The organism is Agrobacterium tumefaciens, assembly GCF_009649785.1.
GTDB classification, from domain to species: domain Bacteria; phylum Pseudomonadota; class Alphaproteobacteria; order Rhizobiales; family Rhizobiaceae; genus Agrobacterium; species Agrobacterium tumefaciens.
The window spans coordinates 46,184-63,498 of the sequence record NZ_WJOK01000031.1 but is presented as its reverse complement, the minus strand read 5'-3'; the positions used below and the strand labels follow the sequence as shown (position 1 = coordinate 63,498).

The window sequence follows — 17,315 nt, the reverse complement described above, 5'->3', positions numbered from 1 at the left end:
GTTGTATTTGGTAAGCAAATAAAAGAATATTATAAAGTACTGTTCCTTGATCTTCTTCCTGTTGCGGCCAGTCTTTTCCGTCTGTCGCGTAGCCGCCGGATTCCCGGAACAGGTGCTTGCATAAATTTCAGGGCAGGCATCCCCCTGCGGGCCAGATGCATGATGCAGTTTTCGACAAGGCCGATGATCCGGCTGATGGGGCCTTGATGATGAAGGCTTTAGACGTGCAATGTCATTTTTGCCGAACACCTCCGGCACGGGAAAGGAGCGGCATCCATTTCAGGAGCTTCCCGTGTCCTTTCTTCAAAATGCCCGTATCCGCACCAAAATCCTGTCACTCATTTTGCCACTCTGCATCGTCGGTCTCGGTGCCACCGCGTTCATGGCAACGCGTTACAAGGAAGCCGACACGCTTTATTCCGAATTCATCGCCAGCGATAATGCTGCGCTTGTGGAGCTTGCGCGGGCAAACCGTAATCTCGTCGCCCTGGCATATGGCGCCTATCAGGTCATGGCTTACGATGCGAATGCTGCGGAAATCAACGTTGCCAAGCAGGCTTATATTGACAGCAAACGCGAGCTTCTGGAGCGGCTGGGCAATGTCAAGACAGTGTTTCCGGAAGAGAGCGCTGCTGTCGATACCTTGATCGCACAATCCCAGTCCATCGCGCAAATTACCGACAAGGCCGTTGAGCTGGGAATGGCGAACAGAAATGCGGAATCCGCCGTGCAACTCGCCCACGCAGACGTCTCCATCCAACGAACGTCAGCCATCATAACGGCATTGCTGGACAAGCTTGCCAAGGGTGTTGCGACAGGCAGCGACGATCTGAGTGGCCAGACGAATTCCACGATCCTGACCTCGCTTGTTGTGGTTGGCATCAGCTTTGCAGCCGGCATCATTCTCGCACTTTTCGTGGCCTCGCGTGGCATCACAACGCCGATTGCCCGGCTGCGGGAGCGTATGGTGTCGCTGGCAGGCGGCGATACGGCAGCCGAGATCGATGGCATGGACCGCAAGGACGAAGTTGGCCAGATGGCGGTTGCCGTTCAGGTGTTCCGCGAGAGTGCGATCGAGCGCATCCGCCTTGAACAGGAGACCGAAGCCAATCGCAGCCTTTCGGAAAAGGAACGCATCGCGCGCGAGCAGCAGAAGGCCAAGGAAGCTGCCGACGTCAAATTTGCCGTCGACAATCTTGCAACCGGTCTTTCGAAGCTTTCGGATGGCGATGTGTCCTACCGCATCGGCCAGCCGTTCACGGCGACACTCGACGGCGTTCGTAACGACTTCAACATGTCCGCCGAAAAGCTGCAATCGGCATTGACCCGGGTTGCGCAGAATGCCGGTGGCATCGGCGCGGGCGCAAACGAGATCAAATCGGCCGCCGACGATCTGGCCAAGCGTACCGAACAGCAGGCAGCAGCCGTTGAGGAAACCGCTGCCGCTCTGGAAGAGATCACCACGACAGTGAAGGATTCCACCAAGCGCGCGCAGGAGGCCGGCCTGATCGTCAGCCGCGCCAAGGCAGGTGCCGAACAATCCGGCGAAGTGGTACGCCGCGCCGTCGTCGCCATGGAGCAGATCTCCAAATCCGCCAACGAGATCAGCAACATCATCGGCGTGATCGACGAAATCGCCTTCCAGACCAATCTTCTGGCGCTCAATGCTGGCGTAGAAGCCGCGCGTGCGGGCGAGGCGGGCAAGGGCTTTGCCGTTGTCGCGCAGGAAGTGCGCGAACTGGCGCAACGCTCCGCCAATGCGGCCAAGGAAATCAAGGCGCTGATCACCACCTCGAACGATCAGGTGCAGCAGGGCGTTCAGCTGGTGGGCGACACCGGCAAGGCACTGGCGACGATCGTATCGGAAGTGCAGGAAATCAACCGGCACGTCGTTTCCATCGTGGAATCCGCGCAGGAGCAATCCTCCGGCCTCCAGCAGATCAATACCGCGGTCAACCAGATGGACCAGGACACGCAGAAAAATGCTGCCATGGTGGAAGAGACCAACGCCGCCAGCCACAATCTGGCCAAGGAGGTAGCTTCGCTCAACCAGCTTCTCGCGCAGTTCAAGCTCGCCGATACCGCCTATCAGCAGAAGAGCCAGCCCGCTCCGGTTCGCAATGCCGGCGGCAACGACAGATACGTGGCATCCCCCGTACGCGCGCTTGGCCGCAAGATTGCATCCGCATTCTCCGGTAACGCTGCTGTCGATACGTCAAAGGACGACTGGCAGGAGTTTTGATCGCCATACGATTGGCATCATGCCGATCCACGCCCGGAGATGACGCAAGGCTTGCGGGCCTGACATCCGGGCCGTGATTTAAAAACATGCCGCGCAGGGTCCGATTGCTTGCGCGGCATGGCTGAAGGAGGCGCGTGCCACCGCGTCGGTAAATCAGTCTGGCATCAAATCGGAAATCTGCCCATGTGAGACCAGCAGGCGCGGGTTTGTCATGCTGCCGCTTTCCTCGTCGACGGTAACAGCATAAGCCGCAACGCCGATGTGGCGCGATGCCATGGCGCTCGCTATCTTTTCGGCGGACGCCGCATTGGAAGCCTGCCGCATTTCGCCCGGCACAATGCCCCCGCGTCCCTTTTTGAACTGCACTACAATAATCTTTTCAGCGTCTGACATATCTCGTGCACTCTCGTTTGTTCTTTAAATGTTCTAGTTATATAAGAGATTCAACATGGTGTTACGCCCCGTTTTTGGGGCCGCCAAAGTTCTACAGTACTATTGGAAGCATTGGGTGAATTTCGACGCGAACGGGAGAGTTTTACACGTAACAGGTTGAAGTCGTTACGATGGGCCGAGCTTCCCAATTACATGCTTACGAACTCAACATTTTCTAACGCTGAGCGTCCGTTATATTCGGCTCAGTGTTTTCGAGGTCGTTCTTTATTCCGTACTCTGCAATAAAATGGCGCACCCGACAGGATTCGAACCTGTGACCTTTGGAATCGGAATCCAACACTCTATCCAGCTGAGCTACGGGTGCAGCGGTCACGCTTGAATCGCGTGCAGCGGTTGGTTCATACCCCAGCTTTCTTTCCGCATCAATGTCTAAAAATCAAAGATTTACGAAATGGGGCCTGTTTTCCGGTGTGGGGGAGAGCGTGGGTTGCTGCGAGGGCTGCTGTCTGCATGTTTGCGATAGCAGGGCGGTATGTTGTTTGCGGTATTGCGTTTCTTCCTGATAAGACGTTTCCCTTTTAAGTAGTATTTTACGTCTGCATCCAGCGGCTGTCCTGGCACTTTTGTACACAGGCGGGTTGATTGTCGTATTGCCTTTCAAACTAGGCGGGGGAGGCGGTTTCTGACCCTAAAAATCGGTGGGTAAATAATCATACTTTTCTTTTGCGCCCGATGGTGATTACGAGACAGGGGTTGTCGCAATGGGTATTAACTGTCAAATTATTATACAATATTAGTATCATCTACATTTATTTGGGATACAGTTTAGTCCTGTTGTCGGTTATCATTCCGGCAGGGTTAAGGAACGAATCAGGCGGGGGATCGGATGGCTTTGCAATTGGCACATAGCAACGGGCCACGGGCGGAAAAGGCCGAAAGCGGCGGCACGCAGGCGGAACATTTAAACGCTATCGACTATGGATTGTTGACGACCGCGATCGGTTATCATTTGAGGCACTCGCAACTTGCCGTGGCAAACGGCTTTTCCGACGTGCTGGCGGAGATGGGATTGCGGCCGGCCGATTTTTCCGTTCTCGTCATAGTCGGCGGCAATCCGGGCCTCAAGCAGAGCGATGTGGCCGAGGCACTTGGCATACAGCGTGCCAATTTCGTCGCGATCGTCGATAGCATGGAAAGCAAGGGATTGCTTGTCCGCCGCAGGTCGGAAGAGGACAGGCGCGTTCATTTCCTCGACATGACGGATGAGGGCAGCAGCCTTCTTGAGCGCCTTTCCGATGCATGGCGTGACCGCGAGGAAAAGCTGATCGACCGGATCGGCGGCAAAAAAGCCCGTGACCAGCTGCTGGCCCTGCTTGGACGCCTGCGGGACTGAGCGGTATCGGTCAAGCCGGTCGGCAATCCCCCTGCCTCTCCCTTTCACAAGGGTCTGATTGTTAGCGGGTCGATTTGCGTTGCAATTTTCCTGCGAAACGGCCAAGACGCCTTGGACGTGCCAACGCCTTTCGCGCGCGTCATGCCGCAACTGCGCAATGTTCTGGAGAGGCCCGAAACGGGAACGCCATGCTGATTATCGACACGAGCCATCCGCTTTATCGCCGCTTGTGGGTCAGATTGCTCATCGTCGGCTTTTGCGCCGCCTGGTCCGTCATCGAATTCGTCAATCGCGAATTTTTCTGGGGAACGGTTGTCGGCGGCGTGGCGGTCTATGCGGCCTATGAGTTGTTGCTGAAGTTCAAGCCCGCCAGCGAGGAGAACGCTGGAGGCAAGGCTGACGCGGCCAGGGACGATTCAGACGAGCCAGTGGAAAGCGCACCCACGGATAGAAACGACGCCGGCTGAGGCGAGCTTTCCGGGCGTAAAACCGCTACCTGCCTCTATTGGAAATGTTCACGGGTTCGCAGCATCCGGATCGCCTGGTCAATCAGGAGATTTGCCGCTGTCATGCGCAGCGTCGCATTGTGCCGGAATTCCGGTCTCACTCCGTCGGGATGATTGAGCCTTGCGAAGGCGCGGCGCTTTTCCGCAAGCGTTACGGCGGTGTCGGTTTCATGGATGGCCAGCTCTGCTGAAACATCCGCGAGCGAGGTCTTTTCGAGATGGGCCGGCATAGGTTCGGGTTGGGGTTCCGGCTGGGGCTCGGCAAGCGCAACGGGCTCCGGCAGAAAGGCCAGATAGGCGTCGAGACTGGCGTTACCCGGTTGCGGTGCATCCGGATAGGTATCCACGACGAAGCCAGAACTGAAACCCACAATACGATGACCGGTGGGCGGCGTCGGCTCGGCGCTTTCGTCTTCTTTTTCCTGTCTCAGTCTTTCAACGACCGACTCGAAGACGGATTGTCCGAAAAGCATGCGGCTATTCCCTGGGCAGGTCCCGATAAATCCGGCCTCTATATACAATGAAGTTGGCGTCTGGCTTGCCTTCCTCAAAAGCCCGTCAGTTTGCGGCTTTCATCCAGAACCAGATCGTAGAGCAGCCGGGCGCTGGGCGGCAAAACGCGGCCTTTGGTGGTGATGATGCTGTATGGCTTGACGACAAGCTCGAAATCCGTCGGCAGGATGCGGGTGCGGCCGATATCGGCCTGCTGGCCGGCCACGAACTCGGCCATGTCCTGCGCGATTGGCGCAATTGCATCCGTGTTGCAGATAAGGGCAAGCGTCAGCACCACGGATGGCGTGTTGATGACGTTGCGCGGCATGGCGACGCCGTGAGTGAGGAACACGTCTTCCATCGTTCTGCGCAAAAGCGCGCCGGGCGGCTGGAAGACCCAGTCGTAACCGGACAGATCCTGCAATGTCACGGGCTCGCCGTGGAGCAGGGGATGGCCCTCGCGAACCACCAGACAGGCGCGCTCGATGCCAATTTCATGGATGGAGAACAGGCCGGGGTCGAAATCATCGGGGATGCGGCCGATGATGAAATCGTGACGTGCGGCCAGAAGTTCCCGCGCCAGCACGTTGCTACTTTCCACCTGCACGTTGATCTCGATACCGGGATAGGTGTCCATCGCCCGTCTTATGGCGGGCACGACCAGGCTGATGGCCGGTGCGGTGACGGCGCCGATATAAACCGATCCGCCGCTGCCGGATTTCATCTGGTTGAGTTCGCGGCTCGCCTCACGCAGCTCCAGCAATATGGTGCGGGCGCGCCGCGCCAGCGCCTCGCCGAACTTGGTCAGCACCACACCACGCGACGCTCTCTGACAGAGCGGGCTTTTGACGATTGCTTCCATTTCCGAGAGCATGCGCGATGCCGCCGGCTGCGTCATGTTCATGGCGGCGGCGGCAGCGCTGACCTGCCCGTGCTCCTCGATCATGACCAGCATGCGCAGGTGGCTCATCTTCAAGCCGGCGCGCAGCAAAGGGTTGTCTTCGAAGACGAAGAGCGCATCCGCTGTTTGCGTCTGCTCATACACTTTTTGGTTGCTCATTCGCCGGTTTATACCCCTCAATGGTTATTGTATCGATTTAATATATCATAATTGATATACGTAAACTGATTTATTCTATTTGACAGTTATATGGATTCAGAACAATTTGCGGAATGCCGGGGAGGAGCGGCATCTGTTCCATTTCGCAGTTGCGAGATCGGAACGGGCGCAATGCGGCTTCTTCCTCTGATGGCATGAATTTTATGGTGCAACGCAACAAGCGGGTACCAAAGAGGGTTCAAGGGAGAGAGTTAATGAAGTCCATTATTTCGCTGATGGCGGCTTGTGCCATCGGTGCTGCTTCCTTTGCAGCGCCGGCTTTTGCGCAGGACAAAGGTTCTGTCGGTATCGCCATGCCGACAAAGTCTTCCGCGCGCTGGATCGATGACGGCAACAATATCGTCAAGCAGCTGCAGGAAGCCGGTTACACGACCGATCTGCAATACGCCGACGACGATATTCCGAATCAGCTTTCCCAGATCGAAAACATGGTCACCAAGGGCGTTAAGGTCCTCGTGATTGCTTCGATCGACGGCACGACCCTGTCGGACGTTCTGAAGCAGGCTGGTCAGCAGGGCATCAAGGTCATCGCTTATGACCGTCTCATCCGCAACAGCGGCGACGTCAGCTACTACGCCACTTTCGACAACTTCCAGGTTGGCGTTCTGCAGGCAACTTCGATCGTCGACAAGCTTGGCCTGAAGGACGGCAAGGGTCCGTTCAACATCGAGCTGTTCGGCGGTTCTCCTGACGACAACAACGCCTTCTTCTTCTACGATGGCGCGATGTCGGTTCTGAAGCCTTACATCGACAGCGGCAAGCTGGTCGTAAAGTCGGGCCAGATGGGCATGGACAAGGTCGGTACGCTGCGTTGGGATCCGGCAACGGCCCAGGCTCGCATGGATAACCTCCTGTCGGCTTATTACACGGACGCGAAGGTTGACGCTGTTCTGTCGCCCTATGACGGTCTGTCCATCGGCATCATCTCCTCGCTGAAGGGCGTTGGTTATGGCACGAAGGACCAGCCGCTGCCGGTCGTTTCCGGTCAGGACGCTGAAGTTCCGTCGGTCAAGTCGATCATTGCTGGCGAACAGTATTCGACCATCTTCAAGGACACTCGCGAACTCGCGAAGGTTACTGTTGGCATGGTCAACGCCGTTCTGCAGGGCAAAGAGCCTGAGGTGAACGACACCAAGACCTATGAAAATGGCGTCAAGGTTGTTCCGTCCTACCTGCTCAAGCCGGTTGCCGTGACCAAAGACAACTACAAGCAGGTTCTCGTCGACGGTGGTTACTACACCGCAGATCAGCTGAAATAAGCCTGCAACACATGCGGGGATGGCTTGGCGCCGTCCCCGTTTTTCCATAAAAATAAAAACGCCTGAATTAATCGGGCGCTGGATTGCGATATGGCCAATACCATTCTCGAAATGCGGAACATCACCAAGACGTTTCCGGGCGTAAAAGCGCTTGAGAACGTCAACCTTAAGGTAAAGGAAGGTGAGATCCACGCGCTCGTTGGCGAGAACGGCGCTGGAAAGTCGACCTTGATGAAGGTCCTTTCCGGTGTTTATCCCGCTGGTACCTATGAGGGCGAGATCCACTATGAAGGTGCTGTGCGAAATTTTCGCGCCATCAACGACAGCGAAGATATTGGTATCATCATCATTCACCAGGAGCTTGCGCTTGTGCCGCTCCTGTCGATTGCCGAAAATATTTTCCTTGGCAACGAGGTCGCTTCGGGCGGCGTGATCAACTGGCAGCAGACCTTCAACCGTACCCGCGAACTTCTGAAGAAGGTGGGCCTGAAGGAATCGCCGGAGACGCTGATTACGGATATCGGCGTCGGCAAGCAGCAGCTGGTCGAAATCGCCAAGGCGTTGTCGAAGAGCGTGAAGCTTCTCATCCTTGATGAGCCGACCGCCTCGCTCAACGAGAGCGATTCCGAGGCTCTGCTCAACCTTTTGATCGAGTTCCGCAAGCAGGGCATGACGTCGATCATCATCACCCACAAGCTCAACGAAGTGCGGAAGGTGGCCGACCAGATCACCGTGCTGCGCGACGGCATGACGGTGAAGACGCTCGACTGTCATCAGGAAGAAATCAGCGAGGACGTCATCATCCGCAACATGGTGGGACGCGATCTAGAAGATCGTTATCCGCCGCGCGACGTGCCGATCGGCGAGACCATTCTCGAAGTGAAGAACTGGAACGCCTATCACCAGCAGCACCGCGACCGGAAGGTCCTGCACGACATCAACGTCACCGTGCGCAAGGGCGAAGTCGTCGGCATTGCCGGGCTGATGGGGGCAGGGCGCACGGAATTCGCCATGAGCGTGTTCGGCAAGTCCTACGGTCACAAGATCACCGGCGACGTTCTGATCGACGGCAAGCCCGTGGATGTCAGCACCGTTCGCAAGGCAATCGATGCCGGTCTTGCCTATGTGACCGAAGACCGCAAACATCTCGGTCTGGTGCTCAACGACAACATTCTGCACAACACCACGCTTGCCAATCTGGCCGGCGTGTCTAAGGCCAGCGTCATCGACGACATCAAGGAAATGAAGGTGGCGAGCGATTTCCGCACACGCCTTCGCATCCGCTCTTCAGGCATCTTTCAGGAAACGGTCAATCTTTCGGGCGGCAACCAGCAGAAGGTCGTGCTTTCCAAGTGGCTCTTCTCCAATCCTGATGTCCTGATCCTCGACGAGCCGACACGCGGTATCGACGTTGGCGCGAAATACGAAATCTACACCATCATCAACCAGCTCGCTGCCGACGGCAAAGGCGTTCTGATGATCTCATCGGAAATGCCTGAATTGCTCGGCAATTGCGACCGCATCTACGTCATGAACGAAGGCCGCATCGTCGCTGAATTGCCGAAGGGAGAGGCGAGCCAGGAAAGCATCATGCGCGCTATCATGCGCTCAGGGGAGAAGAACTCATGAGTTCGGCAAACACCACAAACGAAGAAAGCAACGTCATCTCGGTCGGGTCGTATATTCGCTCCAATATCCGCGAATACGGCATGCTGATCGCGCTCGTCGCTATCATGGTTTTCTTCCAGTTCTATACCGGCGGCATTCTGTTCCGGCCCGTTAACCTGACCAACCTCATCCTGCAGAACTCGTTCATCGTCATCATGGCGCTTGGCATGCTGCTGGTCATCGTTGCCGGACATATCGACCTTTCGGTCGGTTCCATCGTCGCCTTCGTCGGCGCGATTGCGGCCATATTGACCGTGCAGTGGGGCATGAACCCGTTTCTCGCGGCGCTGATTTGTCTTGTCATCGGCGGCATCATCGGTGCTGCCCAGGGTTACTGGATCGCCTATCATCGCATCCCGTCCTTCATCGTGACGCTGGCGGGTATGCTTGTGTTCCGCGGCCTCACGCTTTTTGTGCTCGGCGGCAAGAACATCGGCCCGTTCCCGACGGATTTCCAGATCATCAGCACCGGCTTCCTGCCTGATATCGGTGGCATCGAAGGTCTGAACACGACGTCGATGATCCTGACATTGGTGATTACGGTCGTGCTGTTCTATCTGGCGTGGCGCCGTCGCGTGGTGAACGTGAAGCACGGCATTGACGTGGAGCCGTTCGGTTTCTTCATTGTGCAGAACCTGCTCATCTCAGGCGCTATTCTGTTCCTTGGCTACCAGCTGTCCACCTATCGTGGCCTGCCGAACGTCCTGATCGTGATGCTGGTTCTGATTGCGCTTTACAGCTTCGTGACGCGCCGCACGACCATTGGCCGCCGCGTTTACGCCATGGGCGGCAACGAGAAGGCGACCAAGCTTTCCGGTATCAACACCGAACGCCTGAGCTTCCTAACCTTCGTCAACATGGGTGTACTGGCCGGTCTGGCCGGCATGATCATCGCGACACGCCTCAACTCGGCAACGCCGAAGGCAGGCGTTGGCTTCGAGCTTGATGTGATCGCGGCCTGCTTCATTGGCGGTGCTTCGGCCTCCGGCGGCGTTGGCAAGATCACCGGTGCTGTTATCGGTGCCTTCATCATGGGCGTCATGAACAACGGCATGTCGATCGTCGGCCTCGGCATCGACTTCCAGCAGATGGTCAAGGGCCTCGTGCTGCTCGCTGCCGTATTCTTCGACGTCTACAACAAGAACAAGGGCTGATTGCCCAGCCAATATAGCAAGTCAAAAAAGTGGCCGGTTTCCGGCCACTTTCATAAGGTGAAGGCGCAGCGCGCCGAAGAAGATAAGGCGCGTTGCGCCGCAGGAAGGAAATCCCGTGCTCATTTCACAGATCAAGGATGCCAGTGGCAAAATAACCGTCGCCGTTCGCGAAGAAGGCGGACAGGCGCACGCCGTCAACGGCGCTCAATCGGTTTACGCGCTCGCCATGGAAGCTGCCAATGGTGGCAAGAGCCTTGCCGATGTTGTGTCCGCCCATGGTCTCGGCGATGCCGTCGATCTTGAAAAGGCTTACGCTGAAGGTCGCTTTCTGCCGCCGATCACCCATCCCGATCCGGCGCATCTGCATCTGACAGGCACAGGCCTGACCCATCTCGGCTCTGCCGCTACCCGCGACAGCATGCACAAGAAGACCACGGAAGCCGCCGAGGAAAGCCTGACGGATTCCATGAAGATGTTCCGCATGGGTCTGGAAAATGGCAAGCCGAAGGCTGGCGAAAAGGGCGTTCAACCCGAGTGGTTCTACAAGGGCAACGGCTATGTCGCAGCGGCACCCGGTGCTGCTCTCACCTCTCCGTCCTTCGCGCTTGATGGCGGCGAAGAGCCGGAAATGGCCGGCATCTACGTGATCTCCGACAAGGGCGAACCCGTGCGCATCGGCTTTGCCGTGTCGAACGAATTTTCCGATCACGTCACCGAGCGGATCAACTATCTCTACCTCGCCCATTCGAAGTTGCGCCCGGCAAGCTTCGGCCCGGAAATCCGCGTCGGCGTTGCGCCGTCGGATATTCGCGGCACCTCGCGCATCCGTCGTGGCGACAAGGTCATTTTCGAAAAGCCGTTTGTTTCGGGTGAGGACAACATGTCCCACACTTTCGCGAACCTCGAATATCACCACTTCAAATACGGCCTGTTCCGCGCACCTGGTGACGTCCATGTGCACATGTTCGGCACCGCGACGCTCTCTTTTGCGGAGGGCATCAAGCCGGAAGCGGGTGACGTGTTCGAGATCGAGGCCGCTGGTTTCGGCCTGCCGCTGAGGAACCCGCTTGCGGTTAATGCGGAAGAAGAAATCACGGTTCGGCAGATCTGATCTACCGGGGCTGCACGTTAAACGGTTGAGGGAGGGGGTCGCTCAGCGTCCCCCTCTCGACGTCATCCCCGGCTTGTCTTCAGGTGGGACACATCCGCCAAAGCGATAACGCCGCGGTTTTGCCAGTAATCGTCTTGTCTTAGGTGCGTAATGCTGCCGGAAGACGCCGGAAAGCTGACATAACCGACGCTGTCGATCGGCATTTTGATCCATGCCGCGATGACGAAGGTAAGAGCGAAGCCATGGGTAACGATGATCTGCGTGGGGCAAGGACGCGATATAATCGTGTCCACGGCGCGGTACACTCTTTCGGCCAACTCTCGTCTCGTTTCGCCATCAGCAATTCCGCCACGATGATCCATCCGGTCGTGATGGGGGGCCGGTATCTGACGGGCGTCGAGCCATTGCTGCGGTATACCACCCGCCGAACCGTAGCTGATTTCCCGCAGGCCATCCGTGGTTTCAAAAGGGGACTTGAGGTGTTCAGCAATGATTGCCGCAGTCTGGGAGGCCCGCAGAAGATCGGAACTGAAGATTTCGACTGATGCGTTGCCGATCAAGGCCACAAGTTTCTCGGCCGTCGCCTGCGCATCGGCTTTTCCCTTGGGTGTCAGTTCGGTATCATACCAGCCACCAACCTTGTTCTCGACATGATGGACGGACTGGGTGTGCGTGACGACAAAAATGTTCTTCATAGTGTTCTTCCGGGTATCTGGGGCTTACTCGAACCCCCACAGCCTGCCTTCGCCCACCTCCACGGAATTGCCGGCCGGGTCGCGGATGTAGACGGAATAGCTGTCATTCGGCCAGCGGTGATAGTGTTCGATGGGAATTCCAAGCTCCTCGAAGCGGGCTTTCCAGTCGTCCACTTCCGACTTGTCTTTCGCATAAAAACAGAAATGGCCTTGTCCGGTGGCGCCGTGGCGCGGGATCGGATTGTCGGGGGTGGCCGTGCGCGATTGTTGCGGATCGAAGACCAGCAGCATCTGGCGGCCACATTTGAAGAACACGAACTGGCCCGGCAGCCTGCGCACCACCTCCAGCCCGAAGACATCGCGATAAAAGGCCTCGGCGGCGTCGAGATCGTTGGCGTAGATCGCCGTTTCCATAAGGGCGGTTGGCGGTTTCATGGTTCCTCCCTGATGTCCGGCAACGGATATAGCGGACAGTCTATGTTTTCGTGCTGTAGGTCAGCACCGTCAGGTCGTGCTTGCCAACACCACGTTCCAGAACGGTCCAGCCGCAGTTCGTATAATAGGTTTCGAGACGGCGCTGGCAGCACAGGTAGCTGATGTCGTGACCAAGTTCGGCGGCCCGTTGTGTTGCGGCCTGCATCAGCGCCCGGGCGACACCTGAGCGTCTGCTGTTTTCCTCCACCCAGAGTGCGGCAACCCATGGTAGATATTGTGGCCGCTCCTCCAGATCGCAATGGATAAGAAAGGCGGAGCCGACGTAACCCTTGTCGTCATGGGCGACGAAGCCGGTTGGCAGGGCATGGGGGTTCACCATGTCCTTCAGATGTTCAGCCACATCGCCGACCTGGAGGCCACTATCCTGCCACCATGCCGTCCAGACCCGTTCCGCAATGATGGGTCCATGGGACTGGCAGTCGCGATAGTCGGAAATACTGTACAAAAAGCCCTCTCCCTGATCGGTTGCTGCGGCGATTTAACCGGTCACGGCGGGCTTTCGCAACCCACAGGTTGTTGAAAGCGGATCAGGGTTTCGTTGCCGTCACATGCAGCCAGTCGGTTGGCAGCTTGTCGTAACCGCTGCCGTGCCGTGCTTCTATTTCCACCCCTGCCCAGGCGAAATGCCCGTACAGGTCCTCAAGCCAGGTTTTCGAAGGATAGTTGTAATAGCGGCCGAACGTGTCGCGGCCTTCCGCTTCTCCGGCCTTGAAGCTGGCGTAAAAAACGCCGCCCTGTTTCAGCGCCGTATGGATGCGGCGGATGATGCCGGAAAGAGCGGGGCGGGGGACATGCAACAGGCAGGCATTTGCCCACACGCCGTCATAAGTCTCCACGTCGCAGATATCTTCGAACAGCAATGTTGCGACGGGAATGCCGAGCCGCGTTTCGGCCGCCTTGGCGATTTCGGGTGTGCCGTCCGTCGGGCGCACGTCGAAGCCTGCAGCGAGCATGAATTCACTGTCCTGCCCGCCACCGCACCCCAGTTCGAGGATGGTCGCGCCTTTGGGCAGGCGCGTCAGGAATTTTTCCAGATGGGGAAGGTCCGGCGTCTGCCCTCTCGACGTATAGGCTCCGGCATTATCCGTATAAAAGCCGATCGTTTCGTCGTCTCTGCCGGCCATTGTCTCAGCTTTGCGATTGGCTCTGCGATTGCTGCACGGTCACCGAAACGTTCAGCGTTTCGCCGGCCGGGCCGATCCGCATGCCCGATATCGGCGCGCAGTCGCGGTAGCAGAGGCCAAGGGCAATGCGCACGTAGCGATCGTCAGGGCAGATATTGTTGGCGGCGTCAAAGCCAACCCAGCCGAGGCCCTGCAGATGCACCTCGGCCCAGGCATGGGTTGCCGTCTGCTCCGCCACGTCTTCCATCATCAGATAACCGGAAACATAGCGGGCGGGCAGGCCCATCAGCCGGGCGGCGGAAATGAGGATATGGGCATGGTCCTGGCAGACGCCCTTGCCGGCTTCGAGTGCGAGTTCGGCGGTGGTTTCCGTGTCGGTCGAACCCGGCACATATTCTACCTTGCTGTTGATCTTCTCCATCAGGTCGTGCAGGCGCTCGAGCTCGCTGTTGCCGGTGCTGGCCTTCGCCAGTTCGCGCACGAGTTTGCCGGGCTTCGTCAGCGGCGTCTCGCGCAGGAAGAGCCATAGCGGCGCACTGCCGGTATGGGGGCCGACCATGCCGGCCCTGTCTTCGGTTATGACGAGGCCACCAGCCACGACCTTGACCCTGCGTTGCGGGCCTTCGGTCTCGACCAGTGCGACACGGTTGCCGAAATGGTCGTCATAGCTCACTTCGACGGTGGCGCCGTCGACCGATACATCCCAGTCCTCCACCGTCTGGCACGGGCCGGTCTGTGGCGTCAGGCGCAGCCGCTGCAATGCATAGGGCATCGGCTCGTCATAGACATATTCGGTCGTATGGGTGATTTTCAGACGCATAAGCTGTCCCCGTCCACGCGCTTACAGATAAAAGCGGTAGCCTTCCATGATTTCCTGCCCCAGCTGCCCGTTCCGGTTGACAAATCTCTCCAGAAACTCGTGCAGGCCTTCATCCATGACGCGATCGATCGTTGTCTTGCGCAGACTGTCGCGAATGCTCTCCGCCGTTTCATGCGCCTTGTGCTTTTCACCGTAATCCTCAGCTATGTAATTGAGGTTGCTGGTGATCTTCTCATAGCAATAGGCGAGCGAGCGCGGCATGCGGCCGTTGAGAATGAGGAAGTCGGCGATGTTGGCGGGCTTGTATTCCGCATCGTAGACCCAGCCATAGGAGCGGTGCGCCGAGACGGAGCGGAGGATGGATTCCCATTGGGCATTGTCCAGCGAGGAGCCGACATGCGCCACGGCCGGCAGCAGCACGTAATATTTTACGTCGAGAATGCGGGCGGTGTTGTCGGCGCGCTCGATGAAGGTGCCGATGCGGGAGAAATTATAGAGATCGTTGCGCAGCATCGAGCCGTGGAAGGCGCCGCGCACCAGACCGGCGCGATGCTTGATGACATCGATGGTCTGCGGCAGTTCGGCATGGCTGAGCTTGCGGCCGAGGATGTTCTTCAGCTCGATCCAGAATTCGTTGGTGGCTTCCCATGTCTCGCGCGTCAGCGCGGTGCGCACCATGCGGGCATTGTTGCGGCCTGCCTCGATGCAGGACATGACGCTCGAAGGGTTTGCCTTGTCCCGCAGGAGATAATCGATCGCATTGGCCGCCGTCACTTTCTCGCGCGTTTCGAGAAAGGCTTCGTGCACGCCGGCACTCTGCAACACGCCGTCCCAGTCCTCATCGCCGCTGCCGCTGCGCGTCAGGGAAACGCGCAGGCCAGCATCGATAAGCCGGGCGATGTTTTCAGCGCGCTCAATATACCGGAACATCCAGTAGAGCCCGTTTGCCGTTCTGCCCAGCATGGCTTAGTCCTCCAGTACCCATGTATCCTTGGTGCCGCCGCCCTGGCTGGAATTGACCACCAGCGAGCCCTGCTTGAGGGCAACACGGGTCAGTCCGCCGGGAATGATCTTCACCTTGTCTGAAACCAGCACATAAGGACGCAGATCGACATGGCGCGGCGCGATGCCGTTTTTCACCATGATCGGCACGGTGGAAAGCGACAGCGTGGGCTGCGCGATGTAATTGGAGGGGCGGGCTTTCAGCTTTTCGGCAAAAAGCGCCCGTTCCTTTTTCGACGCGGTGGGGCCGACCAGCATGCCGTAACCGCCCGAACCGTGAACTTCCTTGACAACCAGTTCGGCAAGGTTGTCGAGAACGTATTTCAGGCTGTCCGGCTCCGAACAGCGCCATGTCGGCACGTTTTCCAGAAGCGGCTTGCGGCCGGTGTAGAACTCGACGATCTCAGGCATGTAGGAATAGATTGCCTTGTCGTCGGAAATGCCGGTGCCCGGCGCATTGGCGATGGTGATGTTGCCGGCGCGGTAGACATCCATGATGCCGGGTACGCCGAGCGCCGAATCCGGCCGGAAGGTGAGCGGATCAAGGAAATCGTCGTCGACGCGACGGTAAAGCACGTCGATGGCCTCGTAGCCACGGGTAGTGCGCATCTTGACCTTGCCGTCCATGACGCGCAGGTCGGACCCTTCCACCAGCTCCACGCCCATCATGTCGGCCAGGAAGGAATGTTCGTAATAGGCGGAATTGTAGATGCCGGGGGTCAGCACCGCGACGCGCGGCTTGCCGGTGCAGCCGGGGGGTGCAAGCGAGGCGAGCGATTGGCGCAGCTGATAGGGATAATCCTCCACCCGCTGCACCCGGTTTTCATGGAAGAGTTCCGGGAACATCTGCATCATCGTTTCACGGTTTTCCAGCATGTAGCTGACACCTGAAGGCGTGCGTGCGTTGTCTTCCAGAACATAGAACTGGTCTTCGCCGGTGCGGACGATATCCGTGCCGACAATGTGGGTATAAACGCCGCCGGGTGGCGTGAAACCGATCATTTCCGGTAGGAATGCGACGTTCTTCTCAATGATTTCGCGGGGAATGCGCCCGGCGCGAATGATTTCCTGCTTGTGGTAGATATCGTCGAGGAAAGCGTTGAGAGCGAGAACGCGCTGTTCGATACCCTGGGCCAGTTTGCGCCACTCGCGCCCGGAAATGATGCGCGGAATGATATCGAAGGGGATCAGTTTTTCTGAACTGTCGGCGTGGCCGTAGACTGCGAAAGTAATGCCGGTTTTTCGAAAGATGTTTTCCGCGTCTTTAGACTTCTGGATCAGGTGTGCCCTGTCCTGCCGGCTGTACCACTCGTTATAGTTTTCATATGGGCTTCGCGGCGCGTTGTCCGCATTTATCATTTCGTCAAATGCCAACTTCGATGTCCCCTTTTTTGCCATATGAATACAACGACAAATGCAATGCAAGAACTATGCGGAGGCCTCCGTGAAGATTTTTTACCGCCCTAGAGTTTTAAAAAAGAAGCGTTTTTTCGCTTTCAGCCTATAAATGCGGCATTGGCAAATTGGTTGCAGGGCAAGGTGGGGTGGAACGGGGTGGTGGCACTGTGTGCGCCGTGGGCGAATGCACAAATTTTGTTCGTTCGCTTTCGGTTGATGGGTTTTGGGTGTGGCATCAGAAAATCTGAAAGATGCGATCACCAAAACACTTTTGACCTTTTGCGGGGATGGGGATACCGGCTAGCTTGGACGGCTGTGTTTCGCCAAGGGGTGCGCGCCGAGATCCGGCCGGGTAGTTCACCGGTTGCTTCAAGTCGTAAAAATGTCAATTCGCCGCATGCCTTATGTCCCGGGCCCATGTCCGGTTGCGGGGCATCACGCGG

The 17,315-nt window shown here is 57.6% G+C and carries 18 protein-coding genes and 1 tRNA gene; 8 read left to right on the top strand and 11 right to left on the bottom strand.

Annotated elements, in window-relative coordinates; translation table 11 throughout:
• Both GH784_RS27315 and GH784_RS24275 read left to right on the top strand, forming a co-directional pair.
• On the top strand, positions 1 to 207 hold a 207-nt coding region (locus GH784_RS27315), incomplete at its 5' end, for a hypothetical protein (protein WP_210251795.1).
• A gap of 85 nt (positions 208 to 292) precedes the next feature.
• Complete coding sequence (locus GH784_RS24275) at positions 293 to 2,242, top strand: methyl-accepting chemotaxis protein (RefSeq protein ID WP_173995107.1); 1,950 nt, start codon at positions 293 to 295, stop codon at positions 2,240 to 2,242.
• Positions 2,243 to 2,395: 153 nt separating this feature from the next.
• Here GH784_RS24275 and GH784_RS24270 read toward each other — a convergent pair whose 3' ends face one another.
• On the bottom strand, positions 2,396 to 2,635 hold the full coding sequence (locus tag GH784_RS24270) for a hypothetical protein (protein WP_025594288.1): 240 nt from the start codon (positions 2,633 to 2,635) through the stop codon (positions 2,396 to 2,398).
• A gap of 287 nt (positions 2,636 to 2,922) precedes the next feature.
• A tRNA-Arg gene (locus GH784_RS24265) sits at positions 2,923 to 2,999 on the bottom strand.
• A gap of 522 nt (positions 3,000 to 3,521) precedes the next feature.
• On the opposite strand from GH784_RS24265, the gene GH784_RS24260 reads away from it, so the two are divergent.
• Together GH784_RS24260 and GH784_RS24255 are read left to right on the top strand one after the other, a co-directional pair.
• Positions 3,522 to 4,028 (top strand): MarR family winged helix-turn-helix transcriptional regulator, encoded by a 507-nt coding sequence (locus tag GH784_RS24260; RefSeq protein ID WP_003513721.1) that lies wholly within the window; start codon positions 3,522 to 3,524, stop codon positions 4,026 to 4,028.
• A 188-nt stretch (positions 4,029 to 4,216) separates the two neighbouring features.
• Positions 4,217 to 4,495, top strand: coding sequence for a hypothetical protein (locus GH784_RS24255; RefSeq protein WP_019565143.1), 279 nt, complete (start codon positions 4,217 to 4,219; stop codon positions 4,493 to 4,495).
• A 35-nt stretch (positions 4,496 to 4,530) separates the two neighbouring features.
• On the opposite strand, the gene GH784_RS24250 is transcribed toward GH784_RS24255, so the two are convergent.
• Together GH784_RS24250 and GH784_RS24245 are read right to left on the bottom strand one after the other, a co-directional pair.
• Entirely contained in the window at positions 4,531 to 5,007 is a 477-nt protein-coding gene (locus tag GH784_RS24250; protein ID WP_065702267.1) for a hypothetical protein, read from the bottom strand.
• 74 nt (positions 5,008 to 5,081) lie between these two features.
• Positions 5,082 to 6,086 carry a LysR family transcriptional regulator gene (locus GH784_RS24245; protein ID WP_003513718.1) on the bottom strand — a complete coding sequence of 335 codons (1,005 nt, stop codon included), beginning with the start codon at positions 6,084 to 6,086 and terminating at the stop codon, positions 5,082 to 5,084.
• Between the two features lie 254 nt (positions 6,087 to 6,340).
• Here GH784_RS24245 and chvE point away from each other — a divergent pair, with 254 nt between their 5' ends.
• From chvE to araD1, 4 genes are all read left to right on the top strand, one after another.
• Positions 6,341 to 7,405, top strand: a complete 1,065-nt coding sequence (chvE, locus tag GH784_RS24235) for a sugar ABC transporter substrate-binding protein ChvE (protein WP_003513717.1) — start codon at positions 6,341 to 6,343, stop codon at positions 7,403 to 7,405.
• A 90-nt stretch (positions 7,406 to 7,495) separates the two neighbouring features.
• A complete protein-coding gene (gene gguA, locus GH784_RS24230; RefSeq protein WP_003513716.1) occupies positions 7,496 to 9,034 on the top strand; it encodes a sugar ABC transporter ATP-binding protein GguA in 1,539 nt (512 codons plus the stop codon).
• On the top strand, positions 9,031 to 10,227 hold the full coding sequence (gene gguB / locus GH784_RS24225; protein ID WP_003513714.1) for a sugar ABC transporter permease GguB: 1,197 nt from the start codon (positions 9,031 to 9,033) through the stop codon (positions 10,225 to 10,227). The genes gguA and gguB overlap by 4 nt, the downstream gene beginning before the upstream one ends.
• A 115-nt stretch (positions 10,228 to 10,342) precedes the next feature.
• Positions 10,343 to 11,338 carry a 2-keto-3-deoxy-L-arabinonate dehydratase AraD1 gene (araD1, locus tag GH784_RS24220; protein ID WP_013636674.1) on the top strand — a complete coding sequence of 332 codons (996 nt, stop codon included), beginning with the start codon at positions 10,343 to 10,345 and terminating at the stop codon, positions 11,336 to 11,338.
• Positions 11,339 to 11,400: 62 nt separating this feature from the next.
• Here the strand turns inward: araD1 and GH784_RS24215 are convergent, their stop codons facing one another.
• From GH784_RS24215 to GH784_RS24185, 7 genes are all read right to left on the bottom strand, one after another.
• Entirely contained in the window at positions 11,401 to 12,033 is a 633-nt protein-coding gene (locus GH784_RS24215) for a histidine phosphatase family protein (protein ID WP_065702268.1), read from the bottom strand.
• A 24-nt stretch (positions 12,034 to 12,057) separates the two neighbouring features.
• Entirely contained in the window at positions 12,058 to 12,468 is a 411-nt protein-coding gene (locus GH784_RS24210; protein WP_065702269.1) for a VOC family protein, read from the bottom strand.
• 40 nt (positions 12,469 to 12,508) lie between these two features.
• The gene (locus tag GH784_RS24205; RefSeq protein ID WP_065702270.1) at positions 12,509 to 12,973 is read right to left on the bottom strand and encodes a GNAT family N-acetyltransferase; all 465 of its coding nucleotides are present in this window, start codon (positions 12,971 to 12,973) and stop codon (positions 12,509 to 12,511) included.
• 82 nt (positions 12,974 to 13,055) lie between these two features.
• Positions 13,056 to 13,652, bottom strand: a complete 597-nt coding sequence (locus tag GH784_RS24200) for a class I SAM-dependent methyltransferase (RefSeq protein WP_065702271.1) — start codon at positions 13,650 to 13,652, stop codon at positions 13,056 to 13,058.
• A 4-nt stretch (positions 13,653 to 13,656) separates the two neighbouring features.
• Entirely contained in the window at positions 13,657 to 14,472 is an 816-nt protein-coding gene (locus GH784_RS24195) for a transglutaminase family protein (RefSeq protein WP_003513702.1), read from the bottom strand.
• Positions 14,473 to 14,493: 21 nt separating this feature from the next.
• Positions 14,494 to 15,435, bottom strand: coding sequence for an alpha-E domain-containing protein (locus GH784_RS24190; protein WP_003513700.1), 942 nt, complete (start codon positions 15,433 to 15,435; stop codon positions 14,494 to 14,496).
• A 3-nt stretch (positions 15,436 to 15,438) separates the two neighbouring features.
• Positions 15,439 to 16,848, bottom strand: coding sequence for a circularly permuted type 2 ATP-grasp protein (locus tag GH784_RS24185; RefSeq protein ID WP_003513699.1), 1,410 nt, complete (start codon positions 16,846 to 16,848; stop codon positions 15,439 to 15,441).
• Between the last annotated feature and the right edge of the window lie 467 nt (positions 16,849 to 17,315).